Raw genomic sequence first — 22,486 nt, forward strand, 5'->3', positions numbered from 1 at the left:
TCGCAGGCCCGGGTGCGGGGCCGCTCAGCCGTTCAGGGCGCTGCCCTTCTTCCACTGCTTGAAGGACATCTGCCAGTAGCCCCAGCCGTTGTTCCACTCCAGCGCCCGGTTGGTGCCGACGATCTTGACGACGTCGCCGCGGTGGAAGTTCTCATAGAACCACTTGGCCTGGTCGGGGCGGGCGTTGACGCAGCCGTGGCTGACGTTGGCGCGGCCCTGGGAGCCGACCGACCAGGGGGCGCTGTGGACGTACTCGCCGCTGTTGGAGATGCGGACCGCGTGGTCGACGACCTCCTTGTAGTAGCCGGGGTCGCCTTCCTTCTTGCCCGGGGAGATCATGGTGACCGGGCTGCCACGTTCCATGGTCAGGTGGACGCCGTTGGTGGTGGTGTACTCGCGGGTGGTGGCCTTGCCGGCGCTGATCGCCATCCGCTGGACGACCTTGCCGTCCTTGCGGACCACCATCTGGTGGGTGCGGGTGTCGACGCTGCTGATCCACGCGGCGCCCACCCGCATGGTGGTGGCGTAGTTCTTCACGCCGTACATGTTCTTGCCGGCGCGCACGCCCTCCAGCTCGGCGGTGAAGCGGATCTTCTGGTGGGCGGGCCAGAACTTGGCGGGCCGGTAGATGGCGAACTTGTCGTCGATCCAGCGCCAGGCCCCCTGGACGGGCTTTTCCGCGGTGACCTGCAGCGCCTTCTCGATGGTCTTCTTGTCGGCGACCGGCTGGTCGAAGCGCACCATGATGGGCATGCCGACGCCGACGGTCTCGCCCTTGACGTTGGGGGTGATGTCGGCGATGCGCAGTTCCTGCGCGGGCTTGAGGGTGGTGAAGCTGGAGGTGACGGTGGCCGGGCCGCCCTTGCCGGTGGCACGGGCCGAGACGGTGTAGTCGCTGGCGGGCTTGAGCGGGCCCTTGGAGACCCACTTGGTGCGCCCGGCGTCGAACTCGCCCTCCAGCACCTTGCCGCCCGCGCCCTCGGCCTGCACGGTGACCTCCTCCAGCTCCCCGTTGCTGGCGGTGACCACGACGTTCTTCTCGGGGCGGACCTTGCTGGCGCCCTTGACGGGGCTGATCTGGATGACGGGCAGCGGCGTGGGCGCCGCCGAGGCGCCCTTGCCGGTGGATCCCGGGCCCGCCCCCGGTGTCCCGTTCGAACATGACGCGGTCAGCACGCCGGCCGTCACCACGGCGAGCACGGAGAGCGGAGCTCTCAGACGCTGACTAAAGTCCCGCACAGACCTCTCCCCCATAGCGGCAAAGTCCCTTTAAAAAACCCTAATGGGGATTCATACCTGGACGCACATCTTTTGGGCTACTTAGATCACATTTCGGTCACTGTGTGTGTGGAATGTGGTTCCGTAGATCACCGTGTGCGGTCAGGAAGATCTCCGCGCGGGGTCAGGAAACGCCCGTCCGGCGGGGTGATGAAGATCATTACGCGGGCGCCCGCCGCCGGGCGCCGGCGGGGGTCAGTCCTGGCGGAGCCGGTGGGTGAGCCCGGTGTGACGGCGCCCGGCGCCGCGCGTGCGCACCGCCTGCCCGAGCGCGCGGCGCGAGCCGACCAGCACCACCAGCTTCTTGGCGCGGGTGATGGCGGTGTAGAGCAGGTTGCGCTGCAGCATCATCCACGCGCTGGTCGACAGGGGGATCACCACGGCCGGGTACTCGCTGCCCTGCGAGCGGTGGATGGAGACCGCGTAGGCGTGGGCCAGCTCGTCCAGCTCGTCGAAGCCGTACTCCACGCTCTCGTCCTCGTCGGTCAGGACGGTGAGCTTGCCGTCCTCCGGGCGCAGGTCGGTGACCACGCCGACGGTGCCGTTGAACACCCCGGCCGCGCCCTTGTCGTAGTTGTTGCGCAGCTGGGTGACCTTGTCGCCGATCCGGAACACCCGCCCGCCCGAGCGCCGCTCCGGCAGGCCGTCCCGGGCGGGGGTGAGCGACTCCTGCAGGACGGTGTTGAGGTTGGCCGCCCCGGCCGGGCCCCGGTGCATCGGCGCGAGCACCTGCACGTCGCGGCGCGCGTTCAGGCCGAACCTGCGCGGGATGCGCCGGGCGACCACATCGACGGTCAGCGCCGCGATCTCCTCCGGCTCCTCGCACGGGAACAGGAAGAAGTCGGTCATCCCCTCCAGCACCGGGGCCAGGCCGGTGTTGACCCGGTGGGCGTTGACCACGACCCCGGACTGCTGGGCCTGGCGGAAGATCTGGGTCAGCCGCACCCGCGGGACGGCGTCGGCGGCCAGCAGGTCGCGCAGCACCTCCCCCGCGCCGACCGAGGGCAGCTGGTCGACGTCCCCCACGAACAGCAGGTGCGCGCCGGAGGGCACGGCCTTGACCAGCTTGTTGGCCAGCAGCAGGTCCAGCATGGAGGCCTCGTCGACCACCAGCAGGTCGGCGTCCAGGGGGTTGTCGCGGTCGAAGGTGGCCTCGCCGCCGGGGCGCAGCTGCAGAAGGCGGTGCACGGTGGTGGCCTCGTGCCCGGTCAGCTCGGCCAGGCGCTTGGCCGCCCTGCCGGTGGGGGCGGCGAGGATCACCCGGGCCTTCTTGGCGCGGGCCAGGGCGACGATGGAGCGCACGGTGAAGCTCTTGCCGCACCCGGGGCCGCCGGTCAGCACGGCCATCTTGGAGGTCAGCGCCAGGCGCACCGCGTCGGCCTGCTCGGGGGCGAGCTCGGCGCCGGTGCGCCCGCGCAGCCAGCCGAAGGCCGCCTCCCAGTCCACCGTGGCGAACGCGGCCAGCCGGTCGTGCCCGGAGTCCAGCAGGCGGCGCAACCCCCCGGCCAGCGCCTGCTCGGCGCGGTGGAAGGGCGGCAGGTAGACCGCCGGGACCGGGCCCTCGGCGGCGGGGACCTCCTCGCGCACCACGCCCTCGGAGGCCACCAGTTCCTCAAGGCAGCTCGCCACCAGCTCGGCGGGCACCTCCAGGATCTTCACCGCGTCGCCGACCAGGTTGGGCGCCGGCAGGAAGCAGTGGCCGGCGTCGGCGCCCTGCGACAGGGTGTAGCGCAGGCCGGCCTTGACGCGCTCGGGGCTGTCGTGCGGGATGCCCACGGCCTGGGCGATGGTGTCGGCGGTCTTGAATCCGATGCCCCACACGTCGTCGGCCAGCCGGTAGGGCTCGGACTTGACCACGGTGATGGAGGAGTCGCCGTACTGCTTGAAGATGCGCACCGCGATCGAGGTGGACACCCCGACCCCCTGCAGGAAGATCATCACCTCTTTGATGATCTTCTGTTCCTCCCACGCCGCCGCGATCATCTTGGTGCGCTTGGGCCCCAGGCCCGGCACCTCCACCAGCCGCTCGGGCGCGGACTCGATCACCTCCAGGGTGTCGGTGCCGAAGTGGCCGACGATGCGCTCGGCCATCTTCGGGCCGATGCCCTTGATCAGCCCCGACCCCAGGTAACGCTGGATGCCCTGCACGGTGGCCGGCAGCACGGTGGTGTAGGACCACACCTCGAACTGCCTGCCGTACTTGGGATGGGAGCCCCAGCGGCCGCGCAGCCGCAGGCTCTCGCCCACCTGCGCGCCGAGCAGCGGGCCGACCGCCGTGACCAGATCGGCCCCGCCCCGCTCGGGGGCCACCCGGGCGATGGTGTACCCGGTCTCCTCGTTGGCGTAGGTGATGCGCTCCAGCACGCCTTGCAAGGTCACACCAGGGGGAGCGTCCGATCCGGCCGTCGTCACCGAAGCCCCCTCCCCCCAGCGCTTTCGCCAAGAGTAGAGCAGCCGGGCCCTGTCCGAGAGATCGCCGGATTCGCCGGCGATGAGCCCGATCGGCCCGGCGGGCGCCGCCGGAGCGGCTCAGGCGGCCATGCCGAGGTGGCCGAGGCGCGGGCCGACCGGTCCGGCGCCGCACTCGCCGGTGATGGTGCGCGAGGAGACAAGGGCGCCCGAATTCACATCGCAGAAGTCGAAAGCGGCCCGGGTATCGGGACGCACGCCGCCGAAATGGCTCACATAACGAAGCGCCGGCCGGCTGTAGTGAGGCTCGAGGGTGCCGCCCGGGTCGATCGAACAGACGAAAGCCCGGCGACTCCCCTCGAGGGTCACTGGTCCACCCGCGTTCACGCCGTCACGGTCACGGCCACGGTCCGCCCGTCGGGATCGGTCAGCGTGTGACGTCCCGGCGGCAGGGGGCACGGCGGCCCGGCGGACAGGGTGAGGCCCAGGCGCAGCCGGCCGGTGGGCGGGCGCTCCCCCGCCGGGTACAGCTCCAGGACGGTGGAGCCGAGCACGGCGGCGTGATGCGCCGGCCCCTGGCCGTGCCGTTCGCCGGTGAACTCCAGGCCCAGCCCGGCGTAGAAGGCGCGGACCTCCTCCAGCCGGTCGGTGTAGACGACGACCAGGTCGAGGGTGATCATGACAAGCCTCCAGGCCGTGAGCGGGGCGGGGACGCGCCCGGGGGGCTCGCGCGTCCGGTCGCGTGGCGGTGGGGCGATCACGCGGTCATGGCCGCAGGCGGGGATCCGCGGCCGGGCGGGCGAAGATCCCCGCTAGTGTGGCAGGGTTGCCGGCGAGCGGCGTACGGATGACGGGGAGGCGACCCGATGACGGCGGTTCTGGAGGTCACGGCGCGGGCGCTGCTACGGCGCGTGGCGATCGAGCAGTCCGAGGCGCGCGTGCCCTCGCTGGCCGTCACGGTGGTCCGCGACGGGGCGCCGGCCTGGTTCGCCGCCCGCGGCGCCGTCGAGGGCGCCGCCCCCACCCGCGACACCCAGTACCGCATCGGCTCCATCACCAAGACCATGGTCGCCACGATGGTGATGCGCCTGCGCGACGAGGGCGCGCTCGATCTCAACGACCCGATCGGCAAGCACGTCCCGGCGACCCCGGTCGGCGAGGTCACCGTCGCCCAGTTGCTGTCCCACACCGGCGGCCTGACCGCCGAGCCCCCCGGCCCGTGGTGGGAGCGCACCCCCGGCGTGACCGCCGAGGCGTTGACCGGCTCGCTGGACGCCGAGACCGCCCGCCACCGCCCCGGCCGCAGGTTCCACTACTCCAACGTCGGCTTCGCGCTGCTCGGCGAGCTGGTCGCCCGCCACCGCGGCGTCGGCTGGGACGAGGCGGTGACCGAGGAGGTCCTGCGCCCGCTCGGCATGAACGACACCACCCCCCGGCCCCGTGAGCCGCACGCCCGCGGCTACGCCGTGCACCCCTTCGCCGACGTGCTGCTGCCCGAGCCCGAGCACGACGCCGGAGCCATGGCCCCCGCGGGCCAGATGTGGTCCACCCCGGCCGACCTGGCCCGCTGGGCGGCGTTCCTGGCCGCGGGCGACGCGCGCGTGCTGCCGGCCGCGACGCTCGCCGAGATGCGCGAGCCCGCCGCCGTCGTCGAGGACGGCGAGGTCTGGAGCGCCGGTTTCGGGCTCGGCGTGCAACTGCTGCGCCACCGGGGGCGGCGCCTGGCCGGGCACGGCGGGTCGATGCCCGGGTTCCTGGCGGTGGTGTGGGTCGACCCCGCCGACCGCACCGGCGTGGTGTGCATGGCCAACACCACCTCGGGGCTGCGCGGCTCGATCGCCACCGACCTTCTGGACATCCTGGACACCCACGAGCCGGCCATCCCCGCCGAGTGGTCGCCCGCGGCCGCCGACCCGGAGCTGCTGGAGCTCACCGGCCCCTGGTACTGGGGCCCGGCCGCCTACCTGCTGCGGCTGCTGCCCGGCCGCGACCTGCAGCTCACCCCGCTCGGCCCGCACGGCCGCGCCTCCCGGTTCGCCGCCCGCGCCGACGGCACCTGGCTGGGTCTGGACGGCTACTACGCCGGCGAGGTCCTGCGCGTGGTGCGCCGCCCCGACGGCACCGCCAGCCACATCGACCTCAACACCTTCATCTTCACCCGCCGGCCCTACGACCCCGCCGCGCCCGTGCCCGGCGGGGTGGAGGAGGGCGGCTGGCGCTGATCCCGCCGCCGGCCCCCGCGATCGGCGCTCCCGCCGGCGCGGCGTGGGGTACATTCTGATGTCCTGAAAAGGGGCACCTCAGGGGGCCGTCGCGGGGCGGGGAAGGGCCGATCGGGAGCATGGCGGGAACCGCGGGCGTGGAGGAGCTGCTGCGCGAGCTGGCGCCGCAGGTCCTGGGCGCGCTGATCCGCCGCCACGGCCACTTCGACACCGCCGAGGACGCCGTGCAGGAGGCGCTGCTGGCCGCCGCCCTGCAGTGGCCCGGTGAGGGCGTGCCCGGCAACCCCAAGGCGTGGCTGATCACCGTCGCCTCCCGCAGGCTCACCGACCAGTGGCGCAGCGACCACGCTCGCCGCGCCCGCGAGGTCACCCTGGCGGCGATGACCCCGGCGAAGGACGCCGCGCCGCCCGAGCCCGGCGAGTGGACTCCCGACCAGGACGACACCCTCACCCTGCTGTTCCTGTGCTGCCACCCGGCGCTGACGGCCGCCTCGCAGATCGCGCTCACCCTGCGCGCCGTCGGCGGCCTGACCACCGCCCAGATCGCCCGCGCGTTCCTGGTGCCCGAGGCGACCATGGCCCAGCGCATCAGCAGGGCCAAACAGCGCGTCAAGGCCACCGGCATCCCCTTCGCCCCGCCCCCGGCCGCCGAGCGGGCCGCCCGGCTGGCCGCCGTGCTGCACGTGCTGTACCTGATCTTCAACGAGGGGTACACCGCCAGCTCGGGCCCCGACCTGCACCGGGCGGAGCTGACCGGCGAGGCGCTGCGCCTGACCCGGGCGGTGCGCCGCCTGCTGCCCGAGGACGGCGAGGTCTCCGGGCTGCTGGCGCTCATGCTGCTCACCGAGGCCCGCCGCCCGGCCCGCACCGGCCCCGACGGCGCGCTGATCCCCCTGGCCGAGCAGGACCGCGCGCTGTGGAACCGTGGCCACATCGCCGAGGGCGTGGCGTTGATCACCGAGGCGCTGTCGCGGGCGCCGCTCGGCCCCTACCAGCTCCAGGCGGCCATCGCCGCGGTGCACGCCGAGGCGCCGGAGGCCGCGCTGACCGACTGGGCGCAGATCGTCGAGCTGTACGGGCTGCTCGGCCGGATCGACCCCAACCCGGTGGTCACCCTCAACCACGCGGTCGCCGTGGCCATGGTCAAGGGCCCACGGGCCGGGCTGGACCTGCTGGCCGATCTCGACGGCGACGAGCGCATGGCGGGCTCGCACCGGCCGGACGCCGTGCGCGCCCACCTGCTGGAGATGGACGGCGACCTGGACGGCGCCCGCGCCGCCTATCGCGCCGCCGCCCGCCGCACCACCAGCCTGCCCGAACAGCGCTACCTGGACTCCCGCGCCGCCCGCCTGACCCACTGAGACCGACCGAGCCCCCGCCGGCCGTGCCCGCCGTCCGGGGGGCTGCCCCGCTGCGCGCGACCGGTGCGGAGGTGGTCCTCACGGTCGGGGCGCGACTCCGTGCCCGCGATCCGCCCAGGCGAGCGAGCTCACCGCCGACCTCGGCCGCGAACGAGCCCAGCACCCGGCGAAGACCATGACCCACGTCCTGCACCACTCCAAGCCGCCTCCAAATCCCCTCCAAACACCCAGGAGCAGCCTGAACACGTCGCAATCGATGAAGGGCAGGAACAGATGGGCGTCAACACCCAGGAGGACGAACGCGACATCCTCCTGGCCGCCCTCGCCGAACACCGCGCGGTCCCGCTGGAACACCTCGACGACGAGGAGGCCACCCTCCTCCCGCTCGCGGCCGAGCACAGCACCGAGCGGGAGGGGGCCTCCCTGGGCGATCACCTGGTGAAGAACACGCCCGAGCGCACCCTGCTCACGGTCTTCGGCGCCGTCCTGGAAGACGCGAACCCGGCCGAGCGCGCCCTGGTCCTCAGCGGCCCCGCGCCGGTCCGTGTCATCTGACACGTCATCGGCCGCCCCCGCCACATCCGCCGCGTCCGCGGCTGAACCCTGCCCCGCCCCTGGTTCGCACGTCGAAGGAGAAGATTCATGTCGCTGAGGACCCTCAACACCTTCCTGGCCACCGCCGGAGTCCTGTTCATCCTCTACATCGGGGTGTCCTACGTTCTGACCCCCGAGACGACCGCCCCGGGCTTCGGCCTGCCGAACCGGCCCTCCGGCGACGGCGACGGCTTCCTGATCCTGAAGGGCATCCGCGATATCACCTCAGGCCTGGTCCTGGGCATCCTGCTGCTGACGGGCCACCGCCGGGCCCTGGGCTGGGTCCTGCTGATGGAGGCCGTCACCCCGTTCGGCGACATGATCGACGTGCTGGCCCACCACGGCTCCACGGCAGCCGCGTTCGGCGTCCACGGCCTGACGTCGGCGCTGATCGTGGTCACCGGCCTGCTGACCCTCCGCGAGACCGGCAAGGCCCGCAAAGCCGGCGAGGCCGTCGCGCGGCCCGCCTGACTCGCAGTCCCGCTACGGGCGGCGACACCCTCCACCGGTCCCTTTTCGCCGCGAGGCTTCCCCGGGCGGGACGTGCTCGCCGGGTTCACGGGGCGGCGAAGGCGTCCAGGGCGGTGCGGATCTCGCGGCGCATCGTGTCGCTGCCCATGTGGCCGGCGTCGTCGACGACGACCAGCCGGGCGTCCGGCCAGGTGCGCGCCAGGCGCCAGGCGGTGTCCAGGGGGCTGCTCAGGTCCAGGCGGCCGTGGATCAGCACGCCGGGGATCCCGGCCAGCCGGCCCGCCTCGCGCAGCAGCACCCCCTCCTCCAGCCAGGCGCCGTGCGCGAAGTAGTGCGCGGCCAGGCGCACCAGCGCCAGCCGGTCGGCCGAGGGCTTGGAGCCGTAGGGGGCGGGCGGCGCGCCGGGCTCCATGGAGACCACCGCGTCCTCCCAGGCGCACCAGTCGGCCGCCGCCCGGGCCCGCACGGCCGGGTCGGGATCCTCCAGCAGGCGGGAGTAGGCCGCGATCAGGTCGCCGTCCCCGGACAGGCCGGAGGCGGCCCGGAACCGCTCCCACTGCTCGGGGAAGAACCTGCCGACCCCCCGGTACAGCCAGTCGATCTCCGAGCGGCGGGTGGTGGTGACGTCGAAGATGACGATCCCGCCGACCCGCTCGGGGTGGCGTTGGGCGTAGGCCAGGATCAGCGTCGAGCCCCACGAGCCGCCGAACAGCACCCAGCGCTCCACGCCCAGGTGCTCGCGCAGGCGCTCCATGTCGGCGATCAGGTGGTCGGTGGTGTTGCGGCGCAGGGAGGTGGCGGGGTCGGCGGCGTGCGGGGTGCTGCGCCCGCAGCCGCGCTGGTCGAACAGCACGGCGCGGTAGCGGCCGGGGTCGAAGTAGCGCCGGTAGCCGCTCCCGGCTCCGCCGCCGGGGCCGCCGTGCACGACCAGTGCGGGCCTGCCGGCGGGATCGCCGCAGGTCTCCCAGTAGACGCGGTCGCCGTCGCCGGTGTCGAGCATGCCGTGCGCGTAGGGCTCCACAGGGGGGTACAGCGCGTCCATGGCGGGGGTTCCCTTCCTCGATACAACAGTGCTGTTACATTATGGGGGTGTCCACTCCCGGCCCGGGCCCGCACGGCCCCGCGTTCCTCGGCACCCGCCTGCGCCACCTGATCGACCTGCTGGACGGCGAGGTCGCCGCCGTCTACGCCGGGCTCGGCCTGGCCGGGTTCCGCCCGCGCTACACCCCCATGCTGCGATCCCTGGCCGACTCGGGCCCCGCCTCCATCCGCGACCTGGCCCGCGCGGCCGGGGTGACCCACTCGGCGGCCAGCCAGACCGTCGCCCAGATGGCCAAGGACGGCCTGGTCACGCTCACTCCCGGCGCCGACGCCCGCGAGCGCGTCGCCGGCCTGACCCCCAGGGCCGAGGAGCTGCTGCCCCTGCTGCGCGCCGAATGGGACGCCACCGCCGCCGCGGCGGCCGAGCTGGAGGCCGAGCTGCCCTACCCGCTCAGCCGGCTGATCGAGGACACCCTGCGGGCCCTGGACCGCCGTCCGCTGCGCACCCGCATCACCGACGCCGACCCGGCCCTGCTCCCCCGGGACCGGCCCGGCGGCACGCCGCACCGGCGATGACGCCCGCCGCGCGCCGCGATTCCCCCACGGTGGCATTCCCCGTGGAAAACGGCGCGCGGTGACGGAGCGGCGTCGAATCGTGAGCCGCGAAATTCTCCGCAGAACGCCGGTTGCCCCGGCGCGGCGGCCGCACTAGGGTTTTCTTCGTGACTGCCGGGTCGGCCATGGGCCAAAAGCGAGAGAGTCACCCGGCCTCCACGTGAGCGCCGGGCGGGCCAGAGCCCCGCCTCCCCCTCATCCGCGCATTTCCTCCCGCATTCCCCCGCCTCGCCGGCACCGCTTCCACCTGCGGTTCCCATGCCACGACGCCGGTGGGACGGTCGCGGGCCGGAGGCGAATTCCCGCGCGATAGGACCGGAATTCGCGCGCGCGACCGCATTTACCACCCCCATGGCGCGCGACGACGCCGTGAGGTAATCCCGACCGCCCGCCGGGCGGTTCTTCGCCATGCCCGCGAACGGTTCGCGGCGGCCCAGGAAACGGAGAACACCACCACAATGCCCATTGATTTCAACCAGCAGGTCATCGAGGAGTTCCGCGCCCGGCAAGGACAGGTCGGCGGGCCCTTCGCGGGCGGGCGGCTGCTGTTGCTGACCACCACGGGAGCGCGGTCAGGACGCCCGCACACCACGCCCCTCGCCTATCTGCCCGACGGCGTGGAGCGCACCCTGGTCATCGCCTCGGCCGGCGGCTCGCCCCGCCACCCCGACTGGTTCCACAACGTGCTCGCCGACCCCGAGGTCACGGTCGAGTTCGGCCTGTTCACCGTCAAGGCCCGCGCCGTGGTCCTGCAGGGCGAGGAACGCGACCGGCTGTTCGCCCGCGCCGCCGAGGCCGACCCCGGCTGGACCGGCTACGAGGCCAAGTCCGGGCGGGCGCTGCCCGTGGTCGCCCTGTACCAGATCATGGACGGGCCGCCCAGGGCCGGCTCGTTCGGCGCGACGCTCAAGCTCATCCACGAGTCCTTCCGCAGGGAGCTCGCCCTGATCCGCCAGGACGTCGCCCGCTCGGGCCCGGTGCTGGGCGCCCAGCTGCGGGTCAACTGCCTGACCGTCTGCCAGGGCCTGCACCACCACCACGTCGGCGAGGACACCGGCATCTTCCCCTACCTCGGCGAGCACCACCCCCACCTGGCCCCGGTCCTGGAGCGGCTGGGCCGCGAGCACGAGGCGATCGCGGCGCTGATGGAGCAGCTCAAGGCCGTGCTGTCCGCCGCCGCCGCCGACCCCGCGCGCCTGTCGCAACAGGTCGAGCGGCTCACCGCCGAACTGGAGGCCCACCTGGACTACGAGGAGGAACACCTGGTGCCGCTCCTGGACGCCCCGGCCCCCTGACCGGCCGCCCCGATATTCGATGGCGCCGCCCGGACGCGGCTTGGTTGGGTTGCCCGCATGAGCGGATTCGACGACCCGGCCTTCTTCGGCGAGCGCTACGCCCACGAGTACGACGAGCGTCATCCCCTGGACCCGGCCCCGGCCGTGGAGTTCCTGGCCGCTCTGGTCCCCGGCGGCGGCCGGGTGCTGGAGCTGGCCAGCGGCACCGGCCGCGTCGCGGTGCCGCTGGCCCGGCGCGGCCTCGCCGTCGAGGGCGTCGAGGCCTCCGAGGCCATGACCGAGCGGATGCGCGCCAAGCCCGGCGGCGCCGCCATCCCCGTGACCACCGGCGACATGGCCGACGTGCCCGTCCAGGGCCCCTTTCGGCTGGCCTACCTGGTGTACAACACGCTGTTCAACCTCACCAGCCAGGACCGGCAGGTCGACTGCTTCCGCAACGTGGCCAAGGTCCTGGCCCCGGGCGGCCTGTTCGTCGTCGAGGCCTTCGTCCAGGACCTGACCGGGTTCCGGGACGACCAGCTCGTCGCGACCCGGTCCCTGACCGACGACTCGGTGGACATGGAGTTCCAGCGGCACGACCCGGTGCGTCAGGTCATCACCTACCAGCGGGTCGCCTTCGAGGCGGGACGCACGACGCTGCGTCCCCTGCGGCTGCGCTACTGCTGGCCGAGCGAGCTGGACCTGATGGCCCGGCTGGCCGGGATGCGGCTGCGGGATCGGTACGCCGGCTGGGACCGCGCCCCGTTCACCGCGGCCGACCGGCAGCACGTCTCGGTGTACGAGCGGACCTGAGGCGGGCGGTTGGTAGGGTGAGGGCACGCCCCGCGGGACGGGGCCACGGCGGTGGGGCCCGCCGTCCTCGCACCTCGCGAAGAGGCGGCGCAGGGAACCGCGACCGTCGCTCGCCAACGGTCCCTACCAGAGGTGATGTCGTGCTGCTGGTAGGAGGATTCACATGTCGCGTCACGACCCCGGCCGTCCCGTCGACTCCGACGTCGATCTTCACCAGCCCGCCCAGCGCGCCGAGCTCCGGCGCGCGCCGTGGGCCACGCTGGGGGTCATCGCGGCGGGCGGCGCGGCCGGGTCCCTGGCCCGCTACGGCCTCGGCGTGGCCTTCCCGCAGCCGGCGGGGGTTTTCCCGTGGACCACTCTGGCCATCAACACCAGCGGGAGCCTGCTGATCGGGGTGCTGATGGTCGCGATCACCGAACTGTGGACCGCGCCCGGCTGGGTACGGCCCCTGCTGGGGGTCGGAGTGCTCGGGGGATTCACCACCTTCTCCACCTATGTCGTGGACATCGGGCGGCTGCTGGCCGGCGGGCAGGCCCGTGCGGCGATGGCGTACCTGCTGGTCACGCCGGTGTTGGCGCTGGCGGCGGTGTGGGCGGGCAGCGCGGCCACCCGGAAGGTCGGCGCCCGCGGGGAAGGAAGCGCGCGATGAGGCCGCACGGCGCCGCGCTGCGGCTGACGGTGCTGGTCGGCGAGACCGATCTGTGGCATCACCGGCCGCTGTACCACGAGATCGTGCACCGCGCGCACGCGGCGGGGCTGGCCGGGGCCAGCGTGTTCCGCGGCGTCGAGGGGTACGGCGCCTCCAGCCTCATCCACACCACCCGCATCCTGTCGCTGTCGCAGGACCTGCCGGTGGCGATCGTCATCGTCGACGAACCCGAGCCGATCCGGGCCTTCCTCCCGCAACTGGACGAGCTGATCGGCGAAGGGCTGGTCATCCTGGACGAGGTCGAGGTGATCCGCTACGCCGGCCGCTCCCCGGGAGGCCCGCGGTGAGCGGCGCGCTCACCGGCCCGCTGGCCGTGCTGCTGGTCGCCGCCGGCGCGGCGATCGGCGCGCCGCTGCGCTACCTGACCGACCGCCTGGTCCAGGCCCGCCACGACACCGTGTTCCCGTGGGGCACCTTCGCGGTGAACATGGCCGGGTCGGCGGTGCTGGGCTTCCTGGCCGCCCTGCCGGCCGACCAGGTGGTGATGACCGGCGCCGGCATCGGCTTCTGCGGCGCGCTCACCACCTACTCGACCTTCAGCTACGAGACGCTGCGGCTCATCGAGGACGGCGCCCGCTTCGCCGCCGTGGCCAACGTGGTGGCCGGCATCGCCGCCGGCCTCGGCGCGGGAGCCTTCGGCTTCGTCCTGGCCCGCGTCGTGACCGGCTGACCGCGCCCCTCACCCCTGGCAGCCCCAGCCGCCGTCACTCGGGCGCTCCCCACCACCTCACCACCCGTGCACGCCCCGCGGGCGGCCTGTTGGTCACGGTGCGGTTCGGCCGAGGAAGTCGAGCGCGCGGCGCATGAGCAGCGCGCTCGCCTGGGCGTCGAAGAAGGGCAGGCCGGCGTCGGCGAACAGGTGCCGGTCACCCGGATAGAGGCACAGCTCGCCGTGCTTCGCCGAGGCGACCAGCGTGCGGGCCGCGTCCAGGTCCCCCTCGCCGGCGAAGAACGGGTCGGCGTCCATGCCGTGGATCTGCACGGGCAGCTCCTGCGGCCACTCCGCGGCGGGTAGGCAGGCCTCCAGCAGCAGCGCCCCGCGGGCCCTCGGCCGGGTCTGTGCCAGCGTCTGGGCCGGTATGACGCCGAGCGACCAACCGGCGTACACCATCTCGTCCGGCAGGGTGTCGGCAGCGCGGACGCCCTGCTCGAGAAGGTCGTCTAAGCCGATCTTCTCGGCATGGGCCTGGCCGTCGTCCAGGCGGGCGAAGGGGTGCACGGCGAAGAGGTCCGGCGGGTGCACGGTGTGCCCGGCCAGGTGTGGGACGAGCTGGCCGCCGAGGCGCAGGCGCTGGCGGCACTGCTTGCCGACCGCGAGCCGGGGGTGTACCGCCGCTATGACCGCTGGTGGTCCGATCTACCCGGTGCGGAGGTACAGATCATCCGGTAGGCGGCCCGCTGGCGATCATCGCGGCACACGGCCCAGGCGAGTGGTGCCGCGACAGCTCATGGCGCGCGCGAGCGTGCCACCCGCCGAGGCCCGGCTCGGTCCGGGGTCCCCTACAACTGGCGGCGGATCGCGTCGATCGTCGTCTCCGGCGAGGTGTTGAAGCAGAAGCGGATGCCGGGCGCCGCGGTGGCCAGCACGTTGATCAGTCGTTCGAAGAGCAGGGTGTGCTCGGGGATCGCCCGCACACCCGCTCCGATCATGGCCACGCCGAAGGAGGGCCCGGACTCCAGGCATTCGCGAACGGTCTTCTCCGCCGCATCCGGGTCGGCTCCGACGAGACAGGTCGTCACGTCGAGTCCTGCCGCTCGCAGCGCCGCGTCGCCCTGCTCGATGCGGGCCGTGAGGGTCTGCTCGTCGAGGCCGGGAAGCCGGCTGTAGTCGATCGCGCTCGGGTGCAGGCCGATGGAGATAATCTTGGTCATGTCGTCTCCTACCAGGGGATCGGGCCGTCGCCGCCGAAGAAGCCGCCGGTCGGTCCGTCCTGGTCCAGCGTAGCCAACCCGACGATCACCTCCGCGGCCTCGGCCACCGTGTGGATGCCCGTGTGATGGTTCATGTCGGTGGCGGGGTTGCCCGGGTCCGCGGCACTGATCTTGAACGTGGGCAGCGCCCGGGCGTACTGGGACACGATCACGTTGAGCGCCGTCTTGGACGAGGCGTAGTCCAGGGCCAGGAAACCGTGCTCGGGGCGGGCGGGGTCGGCGGCGTTGGCCAGGGAGGCGGCTCGCCGGGCACGAGCCGCCGGTCCGGGCGCGTCCAGATGGTCGTCCGGCCCAGCGTGCTGCGACTGCTGGACCGCATGGCGGACCTGCCCGTGCTGGTGCTGTCGGCCAAGGGAGACGTACTGGCATGGAATCCGCTGGCGGCGGCGCTGCAGGGTGACATGTCCGCCTGGCCCCGCCACCGGCGCAATCTCATCTGGCAGCGCTTTCTCGGCAGCAGCCGCTGTCAGGTCGCTCTGGACGCGGGCGAGGACGCCGCCCGCGCCTCGGTCGGCACCTTGCGCGCCGCCCAGGCCCGGGATCCCCGGGACCCCGACCTCGTCCGGCTGATCGATGAGCTGCGGCGTGGCAGTACGCGCTTCGACGAGCTCTGGAAGCGGCGGCGCTCTGCCGCGTGGCGCGCCGCGGCCAAGAGCGTCAACCATCCGGCGCTCGGGACGATCACCCTCGACTGCGACGTCCTCCTGCTCCCTGACGGCGACCAGACGGTGCTGATGTACTCCGCGGAACCGGGCTCCTCCGAAGCGGCGGCGCTCGATCTCCTGAGGGTGACCGGGCTACAGCGGTTCTGAGCCACCGCACCCGCACCCATGAGCCTTCCTGGTCAGGAACCAGGAGGCCCTCAGGAAGTCATCATGCCCGTCGCAGCACCGCGATCCGGGCGTCGCGACGGCGTCGCGGGCCGGGCCGGCTTGGTCAATCTCGGGCGTTCACTCCGGCGGCTGGGTGAGTTTGGCGGCCACGGCGTCGAGGACCCAGTCCAGGCCGGTCGTGAAGGACGTCTCGGCTTCCACCTCCGTGCCGTCGTACACGGCCTTGGCCACCGCGGGGAAGCGGCCCGTGGCCAGCATCCTGCTCACATGTGGGCCGTGGGCGCGCTGCCAGTCGAGCTTGGACAGGCCCGTGGCGCGCTCGGCGCGCAGGTTCGTGATCTCGCGCCTGATCGCGCCGTTGATGTAGGCGCTGACGGTCTCCACGGCGCGCATGACCGTGTCGAGGTCGGCGAGGCCGTCGAGGGCGGCCAGCGTGCCCTCTGCCACGGCGAAGGCGTTCGGGCCCAGGCTCGGGCGGCCGCCGAGCAGGTCGGCCAGCCATTCGTGACGGAGGGCCGCTCGCCTGGCGCGGTGGCCGTGGCCGCGCAGCGCCTCCCGCCAGTCGCCGGGCCGCTCCTCGGGGAGGATCTCGGCGTGGACCTCGTCCACCATGAGGTCGAACAGCTCTTCCTTGGTGGAGATGTAGCCGTACAACCGCATCGGGCCGACGTCGAGCCGGGCGGCGACCTTGCGCAACGACACCGCCTCCAGCCCGCCCTCGTCGGCCAGCGCGATGGCGGCGGCGACGATTCGCGCCCGGTCGAGCGGGGCGGGGCGAGTCGGCGGCTCCGGCCGGTCCCACACGGTCATGGGTTACATCGTACTGTTGCGATACGCCGTATCGACTAAATACAGTGTATCGACATGAGACATCGTATCGCGGTCGTCGGGGGCGGCCCCGCCGGCCTGACCCTCGCCCGCGTCCTGCACCGGCACGATCACCCCGTCACCGTCCTCGAACGCGACCCCGCCCCCGACGCCCGTCCCCCGGGTGGCGCGCTGGACATGCACGAAGGGATGGGCCAGCTCGCGCTGGACAAGGCGGGGCTGCTGACGGAGTTCCAGGCGCTGTCCCGTCCCGAGGGGCAGGCCATGCGCATCCTTGATGCGGACGGGACCGTCCTGCGCGACTGGCGCCCCCGTCCGGGTGACCACGCCAACCCCGAGATCGACCGCGGGCAACTCCGTGACCTGCTGCTCGGCCCCCTGGACGTTCAGTGGGGCCGGGGCGTGACCGAGGTGGTGCCGGGGACCCCGGACGGCGTGCTGGTCCGTTTCGCCGACGGGCGGCAGGAGACGTTCGACCTCGTGGCCGGTGCGGACGGCGCCTGGTCCCGGGTCCGCCCGGCCGTCTCGCCCGCGACGCCGCGCTACACCGGCGTCACCTTCGTCGAAACCGCCCTGGACGACATCGACACCCGCCACCCCGGCCTCGCCCGGCTGGTCGGCGACGGTTCCATGGCCGTGTACGGCGTGAACCGCGCCCTCGTCGCCCAGCGCAACAGCGGCGGCCACGTCAAGGTGTACGCCCAGTTCCGCGCCCCGCTGGACTGGCACACGAACCTGAACCTGGCCGACGTCGAGGCCGTGCGATCCAGCCTGCTGGCTCTGTTCGACGGCTGGGCCGCTCCCCTGCTCGACCTCCTGCGCCACGGCACCGCTTTCGCCCACCGTCCCCTCCACGTCCTGCCCGTGTCCCACACCTGGGCCCACGTCCCCGGGGTGACGCTCCTGGGCGACGCCGCCCACCTGATGCCCCCCTTGGGGGTGGGCGCGAACCTCGCGATGCTGGAAGGCGCCGAGCTCGCCGAGTCCGTCGCCGCCGCCCCCGGCCCTGGCGAACTGGACGAGGCCGTCCGCGCCTTCGAGAAACAGATGTGGGCACGGGCCGGCAAGTGGGCGAAGATCACGACCGCCGGCCTGGAACGCCTCGTGAGCCCGGACCCCGCCGAAGCCATCGCCTTCTTCGACCAAGTCCAGCCCTCCTGACCGCCGAACGCCGCGGCACCGGCGGCTCGCCACGGCTTCACGGGACGGCACCGCCCAGACGCTGACGCCGCGACGCGGTTCAGGCGATGAGCAGGCGGAGGCCGAGGTCTGCCGCGTCGAGGTCGGCGAGATCGCCGTTGCGCACGGCCCACCGGCCGGAGTCGAGGTCGTCGCCGAGGCTTCGCACCGCCCGCTGCTCGGCCTCCGGCCCGACCCTCGTCCACACCGACATCGCACGGCGCACGCGATCCTCCAGATACGCCGCCGGCCGGCGCCAGTACGCCTCGAACAGGCCATCGGCGCAGTCCCACGGGATGGGCACCGGCTCAGCCCGGGCGCCGATCGCGCCGGCCATCCCCGCAAGCGAGGGAAACTCCGCGAGGACGGCGGCGAACTCGGGCAGATAGTCACGGGTAAGCCAGAACCGGTCCTGCCATCCGGGCTCGTCGGTGTCGAACGTGAGCACCACCACGCGGTGGGCCACACGCCGCATCTCGCGCAGCCCCGCTATCGGGTCCCCCCAGTGATGAACGGTGGAGACGGCCATCGCGACGTCGAAGGACCGGTCCTCGAACGGCAGGCTCTCCGCGGCGGCGGCCACGCACGGCGCCGCGCCGGCAGGCCGCTGCCCCCGCATGACCGCCGATGGCTCCACCGCGGTCACGTCACGATCGGCAGGCTCGTAGGAGCCGGTGCCGGCACCGACGTTCAGCACCGTCCGCGCGTCGCCGAGCGCGTCCCAGATCTGCGCGGCGATCCGCGGCTCGGTACGCCGTGTCGCGGGGTAAGCGCCGCCGATCGCGTCGTACAGCCGTGCACCGAGCATCTCCAGTTGCTCCTCCGGTGTCACCTTCAGTCCCCTCGCCCGTGCCTCGAGTTCCCTGTCGATGGCCGCCACCATGGCCTCAGCGCGATTCCGCCGCTCCAGCAGCAGGCCGCGCAGCCGGCGCAGGTGCGCGACCGCGTCGGTGGACGGGTCGCCGACCAGTTCAGCGACCTCCCGCAGCCCGAAGCCCAGCCGCCGATAGGCCAGGACCTCCCGCAGCCGCTCCACGTCGCCCGCCGAATAGGCCCGGTACCCGGCCGCGGTTCGCGCCGACGGCCGAACGAGCCTGATCTCGTCATAGTGATGCAGCGTGCGGACGCTCACGCCGGCCAGCTCGGCCACATGTCCCACGGTCCAGTGATCCTCCACGGCACCGAATATGCAGCCTGACGCCACGTGAGGGTCAAGAGCCGGGTTCGGTGGGCCCGGTGATGGTTTCGATCCCGTCGTCCCAGCGCCAGCGCGCGTGGTGGCCGCGCAGGTGGACGCCGCCGATCCAGCGGTCGAGGCCGTTGAGCGTGACGTGGTCGGCCTCGCCTGCGAGCACCCGTGCTCCGGTGTCGGTCAGGCGCAGGCGGGTGGCGCGGCCGACTCGATGGCCCGCCTGTGTGACGTCGAGGAGCGGGACCGGCGCGCGAGCCATTCGGTCGATCATCGCGAAGTACCAGATGTCGCCGAGGTACGGGCGTGTTTCCCGCGCCGCCGCGCGGGCGAACGCAGTTCCGGCGTCGGGCGCGCCGTCGGCAACGGCGGCGAGCACCCGTCGTTCGGTCAGCGACAGCCCGTCGCGGGTGGCCGGGTACTCCCGGCTGAGCCGGTCGAACGCCTCGCCCAGGAACCGCAGCTCGGCCGAGCGGCTCGCGACGATGGTGCCGAGGCCGTCGGGCGTCGGCGCACGGAAGGCGGCCCAGGCGCGGCCGGCGAGCCGCAGCGCGGCCGGGGTCAGCCGGGCGCACGCCTTCGTCGCGGGCAGCTCGCGCAGCTGTTCTGCGGTCAACTGGCCGAGGCCGCCGAAGCGGGCGATGCCGGGGTGTTCGCCGATGCAGATCAAGGTGATGCGCCGCGCGGGCACGCCGAGGTCGGCGAGGCGGGCGAGGATCTGGATGATCTGCAACTGGTCGTACAGGTCGGCCTCGAACCACAGCACGTACTCGCCGTCTCGGTTGGCTTCCAGGATGCGGTCACGTTCGGCGAACATCGCCGCGGCCTCACCGCGCTCATCCGCGCCCGCCTCGACGAGGAAGGCGGCTCTGATACGGCGGAGCTCCTCGGCCCCCACCGCGGGCACCGGGCCATCGTGCAGGACGTCGCGCCAGAACACCACGCGCCGGGCGAGCCCGGTGCCCGGCAGGTCCGTGGCGTCGCCGTTGCCGACATGCAACGCCGCGACCATCCGGTCGTCGGCCGGCCGCCCGGCGAGGATCCGGCCGCGGGCGGTCGCGTACGACTCGCCGGTCTTGGCCATTCGGGCACGCACGCGCCGTTTGAAGTCGGGCCGCTTCGTCATGGTCATCTCCCGCGCGGCCCATCCGCAGATCCCCCAGCGACCGGTGCGGCGGACGCGCGATCGGCAACGAAGCTCCGGCCGAGAGGTGGACCTCCCTTTGCCTTCGTGGGTGACCCGGCTGGGGCGGGTCGCCGAAGGTTCGGCGCGGACGGACGCCGTCCCGTCAAGATATCCCACCTCGACCACCGCCGTCTGGTCCCCCAGCTGCAGATCAGGCCGCTGATCGCCCGGCGCGGCACCGAGCAGGGCTCCGGCCTGGGCGAACAACGCCGGGTCGTCGAGCGGACCTTCGCCTCAAGATCGTTATCTGAGATGATGGTCGGATGTCTCCTCCGCGGATTCGTGTCGCCGCCTACGTGATCCGTTACCGATCCACCCCGGAGCTCCTTGTCTTCGATCACATCGGCGCGCCCGAAGCCGGTACCCAAGTGCCGGCGGGAGGGGGACGGCCGGACGAAAGCCTGGAAGAGGCTGTCTTGCGGGAAGTCGCAGAGGAGACCGGCTTGACCGAAGTCTCCATCATCCGGCCCATCGCGGTGGACGACAGACCGCACCCCGAGACCGGGCAGCCACGGCAGACCACGTTCTTCCAGCTCACAGCCCCTGCAGACAGTGATGACACATGGCATCACCATGTTCACGGCGATGGCGGGGATGCCGGTCTTTTGTTCGCGTGCCGCTTCGTCCCGATACCGCTGGCAGAGCGACTGGCCGACGCCCAGGACGCCTGGCTGGGTCGCATCGACCGACGAACGGGGAAGGCGGAGAGCCCGTCGTGAGCCTTACGTCGCGGCGGCGGCGGGCTCGCGTTAGGTTCGGTGGATGAGCGCGCGTTTTCAGCTTGTCATCGACTGTGCCGACCCGGCGCGGCAGACCGCCTTCTGGGCCGCCGCGCTCGGCTACGTGCGGGAACCGGCGCCCGCGGGCCACGCGACCTGGAAGGCGTACTACCGCTCTCTCGGAGTCCCCGAGGAGGAGCTCGAAGAGATGGCCGACGATGACGCGGACTCCATCGTCGACCCTGACGGGGCCGGGCCACGGATCTGGTTCCAGCCGGTCCCCGAGACCAAGGCCGTCAAGAACCGGCTGCACCTGGACATCAAGGTCGCTGATCGAACGGCGGCACTCCAGACGCGCCGGGAGCAGGTCGACACCGAGGTCGAGCGGTTGACCGCGCTCGGCGCGACCGTGGTCCGCGTGCCGGAAGAGCCGGCCATCGATCATTACGCGGTGACCCTGCACGATCCCGAAGGCAACGAGTTCTGCGTGGGCTGATCGCGCGCGGCCGGTGACAGGGTCGTCAACGGCGCTCGGAGTAGACCTGGCGCCAGTGCTCGGCGGCGGTGAGGGCGCCGCTGTCGGTCAGGTAAAGGAAGGTCAGCACCCCGGCCGTCATGCGTGACAGCCCTGACCTGGTGAGCAACGCGACGAACCGGTCTTCGAGCGCCCGCGTGAGGGCCGGGTCGCGCCCGTGCGGATCGGCGGCGACCCGGCGCAGCCGTGAGGCGATCTGGGTGTAGGTGAGCCCCTCGGCCAGCCCGGCGGCGATCGTCCGGCGGTCCTCCTGGGTGAGCCTGCCTCCCGGCATCGGCCCTCACCTCCTGCCGGAAAGTGTAGAAAGAACGGCGTCCCAGAGAACAGGGTCAGCGGCGCAGGGTGGTCTCCCGCTCGACACGTGACAGCTTCTCGGGGTTGCGCACGGCGTACAGGCCGGTGATGAGGCCGCCGTCGACGCGCACCGCGATGACGGTGTCGATCTCGCCGTCGAGCCGGAGGATCAGTGCGGGATAGCCGTTGACCTGTGCGGGCCGCAGCGATGCCGTGGCGCTGAACCTGCGCAGGCTTACGGCCAGAGGGGCCACTCGATCGGCCCCCACGATGGGTGCCGGCGCGGCCTCCTTGATTCCGCCGCCGTCACCGAGGAAGACGACGTCCGGCGCGAGGATGTCGAGCATGCTTTGCAGATCGCCCGTCGCGATCGCTCGCTGGAACGCCTCGAGCGCTTCTCGGGTCTCGGTCGCGGAAACGACTCCGCGTGGCCGGCGCGCGGCGACGTGCGCCCGTGCCCGGTGGGCGATCTGGCGGACCGCGGCCGGGGTCTTGCCGATGGCCTCGGCGATCTCATCGTACTCCAGATCGAACACCTCACGCAGCACGAACACCGCCCGCTCGGTCGGCGCCAGCGTCTCCAGCACCAGCAGCATGGCCATCGAGACGCTGTCGGCCAGTTCGACGTCCTCGGCCACGTCGGGCGCGGTCAGCAACGGCTCGGGCAACCAGGGGCCGACGTAGGACTCCTTGCGGCGGCCGAGCGTGCGCAGCCGGCTCAGCGCCTGGCGGGTGGTGATCCGGACCAGGTACGCACGCGGCTCTCGCACGGTGGCCAGATCGACGTCCGCCCACCGCAGCCAGGTCTCCTGCAAGACGTCCTCGGCGTCGGCGGCCGAGCCGAGCATCTCGTAGGCGACGGTGAACAGCAGGTTGCGGTGGGTCACGAAGGTCTCGGTCGCGGAGTCCATCCCGCCGCCGTCAGCGAGTGGCCCTGCCGTGTCCCCGGTCGGCTCGCCGTGTTCGCTCATCGCCGGCTCCTCTGCCTGTTCGCTCTCGATCGT

28 protein-coding genes are annotated in these 22,486 nt (G+C 72.7%); 15 read left to right on the forward strand and 13 right to left on the reverse strand.

Features of this window, described 5'->3' with window-relative positions; all coding sequences use genetic code 11:
* Positions 1-24: 24 nt before the first annotated feature.
* The 4 genes from BJ981_RS35600 to BJ981_RS35615 form a co-directional block, all read right to left on the reverse strand.
* On the reverse strand, positions 25-1,239 hold the full coding sequence (locus BJ981_RS35600; protein ID WP_239139062.1) for a L,D-transpeptidase: 1,215 nt from the start codon (positions 1,237-1,239) through the stop codon (positions 25-27).
* 234 nt (positions 1,240-1,473) lie between these two features.
* Positions 1,474-3,651: an SF1B family DNA helicase RecD2 gene (gene recD2 / locus BJ981_RS35605; protein ID WP_221315624.1), complete on the reverse strand. Its 2,178-nt coding sequence runs from the start codon at positions 3,649-3,651 to the stop codon at positions 1,474-1,476.
* A 156-nt stretch (positions 3,652-3,807) separates the two neighbouring features.
* Entirely contained in the window at positions 3,808-4,056 is a 249-nt protein-coding gene (locus tag BJ981_RS35610) for a hypothetical protein (RefSeq protein WP_184617911.1), read from the reverse strand.
* Between the two features lie 14 nt (positions 4,057-4,070).
* Complete coding sequence (locus BJ981_RS35615) at positions 4,071-4,367, reverse strand: glyoxalase/bleomycin resistance/dioxygenase family protein (protein ID WP_184617912.1); 297 nt, start codon at positions 4,365-4,367, stop codon at positions 4,071-4,073.
* 186 nt (positions 4,368-4,553) lie between these two features.
* Between BJ981_RS35615 and BJ981_RS35620 the strand changes: the two genes are divergently transcribed.
* From BJ981_RS35620 to BJ981_RS35635, 4 genes are all read left to right on the forward strand, one after another.
* Positions 4,554-5,909, forward strand: coding sequence for a serine hydrolase domain-containing protein (locus tag BJ981_RS35620; RefSeq protein WP_184617913.1), 1,356 nt, complete (start codon positions 4,554-4,556; stop codon positions 5,907-5,909).
* 119 nt (positions 5,910-6,028) lie between these two features.
* Positions 6,029-7,270 carry an RNA polymerase sigma factor gene (locus BJ981_RS35625; RefSeq protein ID WP_184617914.1) on the forward strand — a complete coding sequence of 414 codons (1,242 nt, stop codon included), beginning with the start codon at positions 6,029-6,031 and terminating at the stop codon, positions 7,268-7,270.
* A 273-nt stretch (positions 7,271-7,543) separates the two neighbouring features.
* Entirely contained in the window at positions 7,544-7,825 is a 282-nt protein-coding gene (locus BJ981_RS35630) for a hypothetical protein (protein WP_184617915.1), read from the forward strand.
* 87 nt (positions 7,826-7,912) lie between these two features.
* Positions 7,913-8,335, forward strand: coding sequence for a DUF4267 domain-containing protein (locus tag BJ981_RS35635; RefSeq protein WP_184617916.1), 423 nt, complete (start codon positions 7,913-7,915; stop codon positions 8,333-8,335).
* 85 nt (positions 8,336-8,420) lie between these two features.
* Here BJ981_RS35635 and pip read toward each other — a convergent pair whose 3' ends face one another.
* Positions 8,421-9,377: a prolyl aminopeptidase gene (gene pip / locus BJ981_RS35640; RefSeq protein WP_184617917.1), complete on the reverse strand. Its 957-nt coding sequence runs from the start codon at positions 9,375-9,377 to the stop codon at positions 8,421-8,423.
* Positions 9,378-9,424: 47 nt separating this feature from the next.
* Between pip and BJ981_RS35645 the strand changes: the two genes are divergently transcribed.
* The 6 genes from BJ981_RS35645 (at position 9,425) to BJ981_RS35670 (ending at position 13,457) form a co-directional block, all read left to right on the forward strand.
* The gene (locus tag BJ981_RS35645) at positions 9,425-9,952 is read left to right on the forward strand and encodes a MarR family winged helix-turn-helix transcriptional regulator (protein ID WP_204070078.1); all 528 of its coding nucleotides are present in this window, start codon (positions 9,425-9,427) and stop codon (positions 9,950-9,952) included.
* Positions 9,953-10,449: 497 nt separating this feature from the next.
* Positions 10,450-11,286 carry a nitroreductase/quinone reductase family protein gene (locus BJ981_RS35650; RefSeq protein ID WP_184617919.1) on the forward strand — a complete coding sequence of 279 codons (837 nt, stop codon included), beginning with the start codon at positions 10,450-10,452 and terminating at the stop codon, positions 11,284-11,286.
* Between the two features lie 57 nt (positions 11,287-11,343).
* Positions 11,344-12,078: a class I SAM-dependent methyltransferase gene (locus BJ981_RS35655; protein ID WP_184617920.1), complete on the forward strand. Its 735-nt coding sequence runs from the start codon at positions 11,344-11,346 to the stop codon at positions 12,076-12,078.
* A 163-nt stretch (positions 12,079-12,241) separates the two neighbouring features.
* Positions 12,242-12,727 carry a fluoride efflux transporter FluC gene (locus BJ981_RS35660; protein WP_184617921.1) on the forward strand — a complete coding sequence of 162 codons (486 nt, stop codon included), beginning with the start codon at positions 12,242-12,244 and terminating at the stop codon, positions 12,725-12,727.
* Entirely contained in the window at positions 12,724-13,074 is a 351-nt protein-coding gene (locus tag BJ981_RS35665) for a DUF190 domain-containing protein (protein ID WP_184617922.1), read from the forward strand. The genes BJ981_RS35660 and BJ981_RS35665 overlap by 4 nt, the downstream gene beginning before the upstream one ends.
* A gap of 20 nt (positions 13,075-13,094) precedes the next feature.
* Positions 13,095-13,457 carry a fluoride efflux transporter FluC gene (locus BJ981_RS35670; protein WP_184618137.1) on the forward strand — a complete coding sequence of 121 codons (363 nt, stop codon included), beginning with the start codon at positions 13,095-13,097 and terminating at the stop codon, positions 13,455-13,457.
* Positions 13,458-13,550: 93 nt separating this feature from the next.
* Here BJ981_RS35670 and BJ981_RS35675 read toward each other — a convergent pair whose 3' ends face one another.
* Positions 13,551-14,030 carry a dienelactone hydrolase family protein gene (locus BJ981_RS35675; protein WP_184617923.1) on the reverse strand — a complete coding sequence of 160 codons (480 nt, stop codon included), beginning with the start codon at positions 14,028-14,030 and terminating at the stop codon, positions 13,551-13,553.
* Between the two features lie 3 nt (positions 14,031-14,033).
* Here BJ981_RS35675 and BJ981_RS35680 point away from each other — a divergent pair, with 3 nt between their 5' ends.
* Positions 14,034-14,177 carry a hypothetical protein gene (locus BJ981_RS35680; protein ID WP_184617924.1) on the forward strand — a complete coding sequence of 48 codons (144 nt, stop codon included), beginning with the start codon at positions 14,034-14,036 and terminating at the stop codon, positions 14,175-14,177.
* Between the two features lie 110 nt (positions 14,178-14,287).
* Here the strand turns inward: BJ981_RS35680 and BJ981_RS35685 are convergent, their stop codons facing one another.
* Together BJ981_RS35685 and BJ981_RS35690 are read right to left on the reverse strand one after the other, a co-directional pair.
* Positions 14,288-14,659, reverse strand: coding sequence for a hypothetical protein (locus BJ981_RS35685; RefSeq protein WP_184617925.1), 372 nt, complete (start codon positions 14,657-14,659; stop codon positions 14,288-14,290).
* Positions 14,660-14,667: 8 nt separating this feature from the next.
* The gene (locus BJ981_RS35690) at positions 14,668-14,871 is read right to left on the reverse strand and encodes a Rossmann-fold NAD(P)-binding domain-containing protein (protein ID WP_184617926.1); all 204 of its coding nucleotides are present in this window, start codon (positions 14,869-14,871) and stop codon (positions 14,668-14,670) included.
* 144 nt (positions 14,872-15,015) lie between these two features.
* Between BJ981_RS35690 and BJ981_RS35695 the strand changes: the two genes are divergently transcribed.
* Entirely contained in the window at positions 15,016-15,531 is a 516-nt protein-coding gene (locus BJ981_RS35695) for an MmyB family transcriptional regulator (protein ID WP_184617927.1), read from the forward strand.
* Between the two features lie 138 nt (positions 15,532-15,669).
* Here the strand turns inward: BJ981_RS35695 and BJ981_RS35700 are convergent, their stop codons facing one another.
* Positions 15,670-16,362, reverse strand: a complete 693-nt coding sequence (locus BJ981_RS35700; protein ID WP_184617928.1) for a TetR/AcrR family transcriptional regulator — start codon at positions 16,360-16,362, stop codon at positions 15,670-15,672.
* A 54-nt stretch (positions 16,363-16,416) separates the two neighbouring features.
* Here BJ981_RS35700 and BJ981_RS35705 point away from each other — a divergent pair, with 54 nt between their 5' ends.
* Entirely contained in the window at positions 16,417-17,541 is a 1,125-nt protein-coding gene (locus BJ981_RS35705) for an FAD-dependent oxidoreductase (protein ID WP_184617929.1), read from the forward strand.
* Positions 17,542-17,620: 79 nt separating this feature from the next.
* Here the strand turns inward: BJ981_RS35705 and BJ981_RS35710 are convergent, their stop codons facing one another.
* Entirely contained in the window at positions 17,621-18,709 is a 1,089-nt protein-coding gene (locus tag BJ981_RS35710) for a MerR family transcriptional regulator (protein WP_204070079.1), read from the reverse strand.
* Between the two features lie 61 nt (positions 18,710-18,770).
* Entirely contained in the window at positions 18,771-19,874 is a 1,104-nt protein-coding gene (locus BJ981_RS35715; protein ID WP_239139063.1) for a DUF1835 domain-containing protein, read from the reverse strand.
* Positions 19,875-20,197: 323 nt separating this feature from the next.
* Between BJ981_RS35715 and BJ981_RS35720 the strand changes: the two genes are divergently transcribed.
* Positions 20,198-20,653 (forward strand): NUDIX hydrolase, encoded by a 456-nt coding sequence (locus BJ981_RS35720; protein ID WP_184617930.1) that lies wholly within the window; start codon positions 20,198-20,200, stop codon positions 20,651-20,653.
* Positions 20,654-20,696: 43 nt separating this feature from the next.
* Positions 20,697-21,149, forward strand: coding sequence for a VOC family protein (locus BJ981_RS35725; RefSeq protein WP_184617931.1), 453 nt, complete (start codon positions 20,697-20,699; stop codon positions 21,147-21,149).
* A 25-nt stretch (positions 21,150-21,174) separates the two neighbouring features.
* On the opposite strand, the gene BJ981_RS35730 is transcribed toward BJ981_RS35725, so the two are convergent.
* Together BJ981_RS35730 and BJ981_RS35735 are read right to left on the reverse strand one after the other, a co-directional pair.
* A complete protein-coding gene (locus BJ981_RS35730) occupies positions 21,175-21,462 on the reverse strand; it encodes a helix-turn-helix domain-containing protein (RefSeq protein WP_184617932.1) in 288 nt (95 codons plus the stop codon).
* Between the two features lie 55 nt (positions 21,463-21,517).
* Positions 21,518-22,453: an RNA polymerase sigma-70 factor gene (locus tag BJ981_RS35735; RefSeq protein ID WP_184617933.1), complete on the reverse strand. Its 936-nt coding sequence runs from the start codon at positions 22,451-22,453 to the stop codon at positions 21,518-21,520.
* Between the last annotated feature and the right edge of the window lie 33 nt (positions 22,454-22,486).

This window comes from Sphaerisporangium krabiense, from assembly GCF_014200435.1.
Lineage (GTDB): Bacteria > Actinomycetota > Actinomycetes > Streptosporangiales > Streptosporangiaceae > Sphaerisporangium > Sphaerisporangium krabiense.

Coding starts and splice junctions, on each gene's coding strand:
- BJ981_RS35685 (WP_184617925.1), bottom strand. CDS start 14,659: ATGACCAAGATTATCTCCATCGGCCTGCACCCGAGCGCGATCGACTAC.
- BJ981_RS35720 (WP_184617930.1), top strand. CDS start 20,198: ATGTCTCCTCCGCGGATTCGTGTCGCCGCCTACGTGATCCGTTACCGA.
- BJ981_RS35735 (WP_184617933.1), bottom strand. CDS start 22,453: ATGAGCGAACACGGCGAGCCGACCGGGGACACGGCAGGGCCACTCGCT.
- BJ981_RS35665 (WP_184617922.1), top strand. CDS start 12,724: ATGAGGCCGCACGGCGCCGCGCTGCGGCTGACGGTGCTGGTCGGCGAG.
- BJ981_RS35635 (WP_184617916.1), top strand. CDS start 7,913: ATGTCGCTGAGGACCCTCAACACCTTCCTGGCCACCGCCGGAGTCCTG.
- BJ981_RS35715 (WP_239139063.1), bottom strand. CDS start 19,874: ATGACGAAGCGGCCCGACTTCAAACGGCGCGTGCGTGCCCGAATGGCC.
- BJ981_RS35630 (WP_184617915.1), top strand. CDS start 7,544: ATGGGCGTCAACACCCAGGAGGACGAACGCGACATCCTCCTGGCCGCC.
- BJ981_RS35660 (WP_184617921.1), top strand. CDS start 12,242: ATGTCGCGTCACGACCCCGGCCGTCCCGTCGACTCCGACGTCGATCTT.
- BJ981_RS35615 (WP_184617912.1), bottom strand. CDS start 4,367: ATGATCACCCTCGACCTGGTCGTCGTCTACACCGACCGGCTGGAGGAG.
- BJ981_RS35625 (WP_184617914.1), top strand. CDS start 6,029: ATGGCGGGAACCGCGGGCGTGGAGGAGCTGCTGCGCGAGCTGGCGCCG.
- BJ981_RS35705 (WP_184617929.1), top strand. CDS start 16,417: ATGAGACATCGTATCGCGGTCGTCGGGGGCGGCCCCGCCGGCCTGACC.
- pip (WP_184617917.1), bottom strand. CDS start 9,377: ATGGACGCGCTGTACCCCCCTGTGGAGCCCTACGCGCACGGCATGCTC.
- BJ981_RS35655 (WP_184617920.1), top strand. CDS start 11,344: ATGAGCGGATTCGACGACCCGGCCTTCTTCGGCGAGCGCTACGCCCAC.
- BJ981_RS35725 (WP_184617931.1), top strand. CDS start 20,697: ATGAGCGCGCGTTTTCAGCTTGTCATCGACTGTGCCGACCCGGCGCGG.
- BJ981_RS35650 (WP_184617919.1), top strand. CDS start 10,450: ATGCCCATTGATTTCAACCAGCAGGTCATCGAGGAGTTCCGCGCCCGG.
- BJ981_RS35730 (WP_184617932.1), bottom strand. CDS start 21,462: ATGCCGGGAGGCAGGCTCACCCAGGAGGACCGCCGGACGATCGCCGCC.
- BJ981_RS35620 (WP_184617913.1), top strand. CDS start 4,554: ATGACGGCGGTTCTGGAGGTCACGGCGCGGGCGCTGCTACGGCGCGTG.
- BJ981_RS35700 (WP_184617928.1), bottom strand. CDS start 16,362: ATGACCGTGTGGGACCGGCCGGAGCCGCCGACTCGCCCCGCCCCGCTC.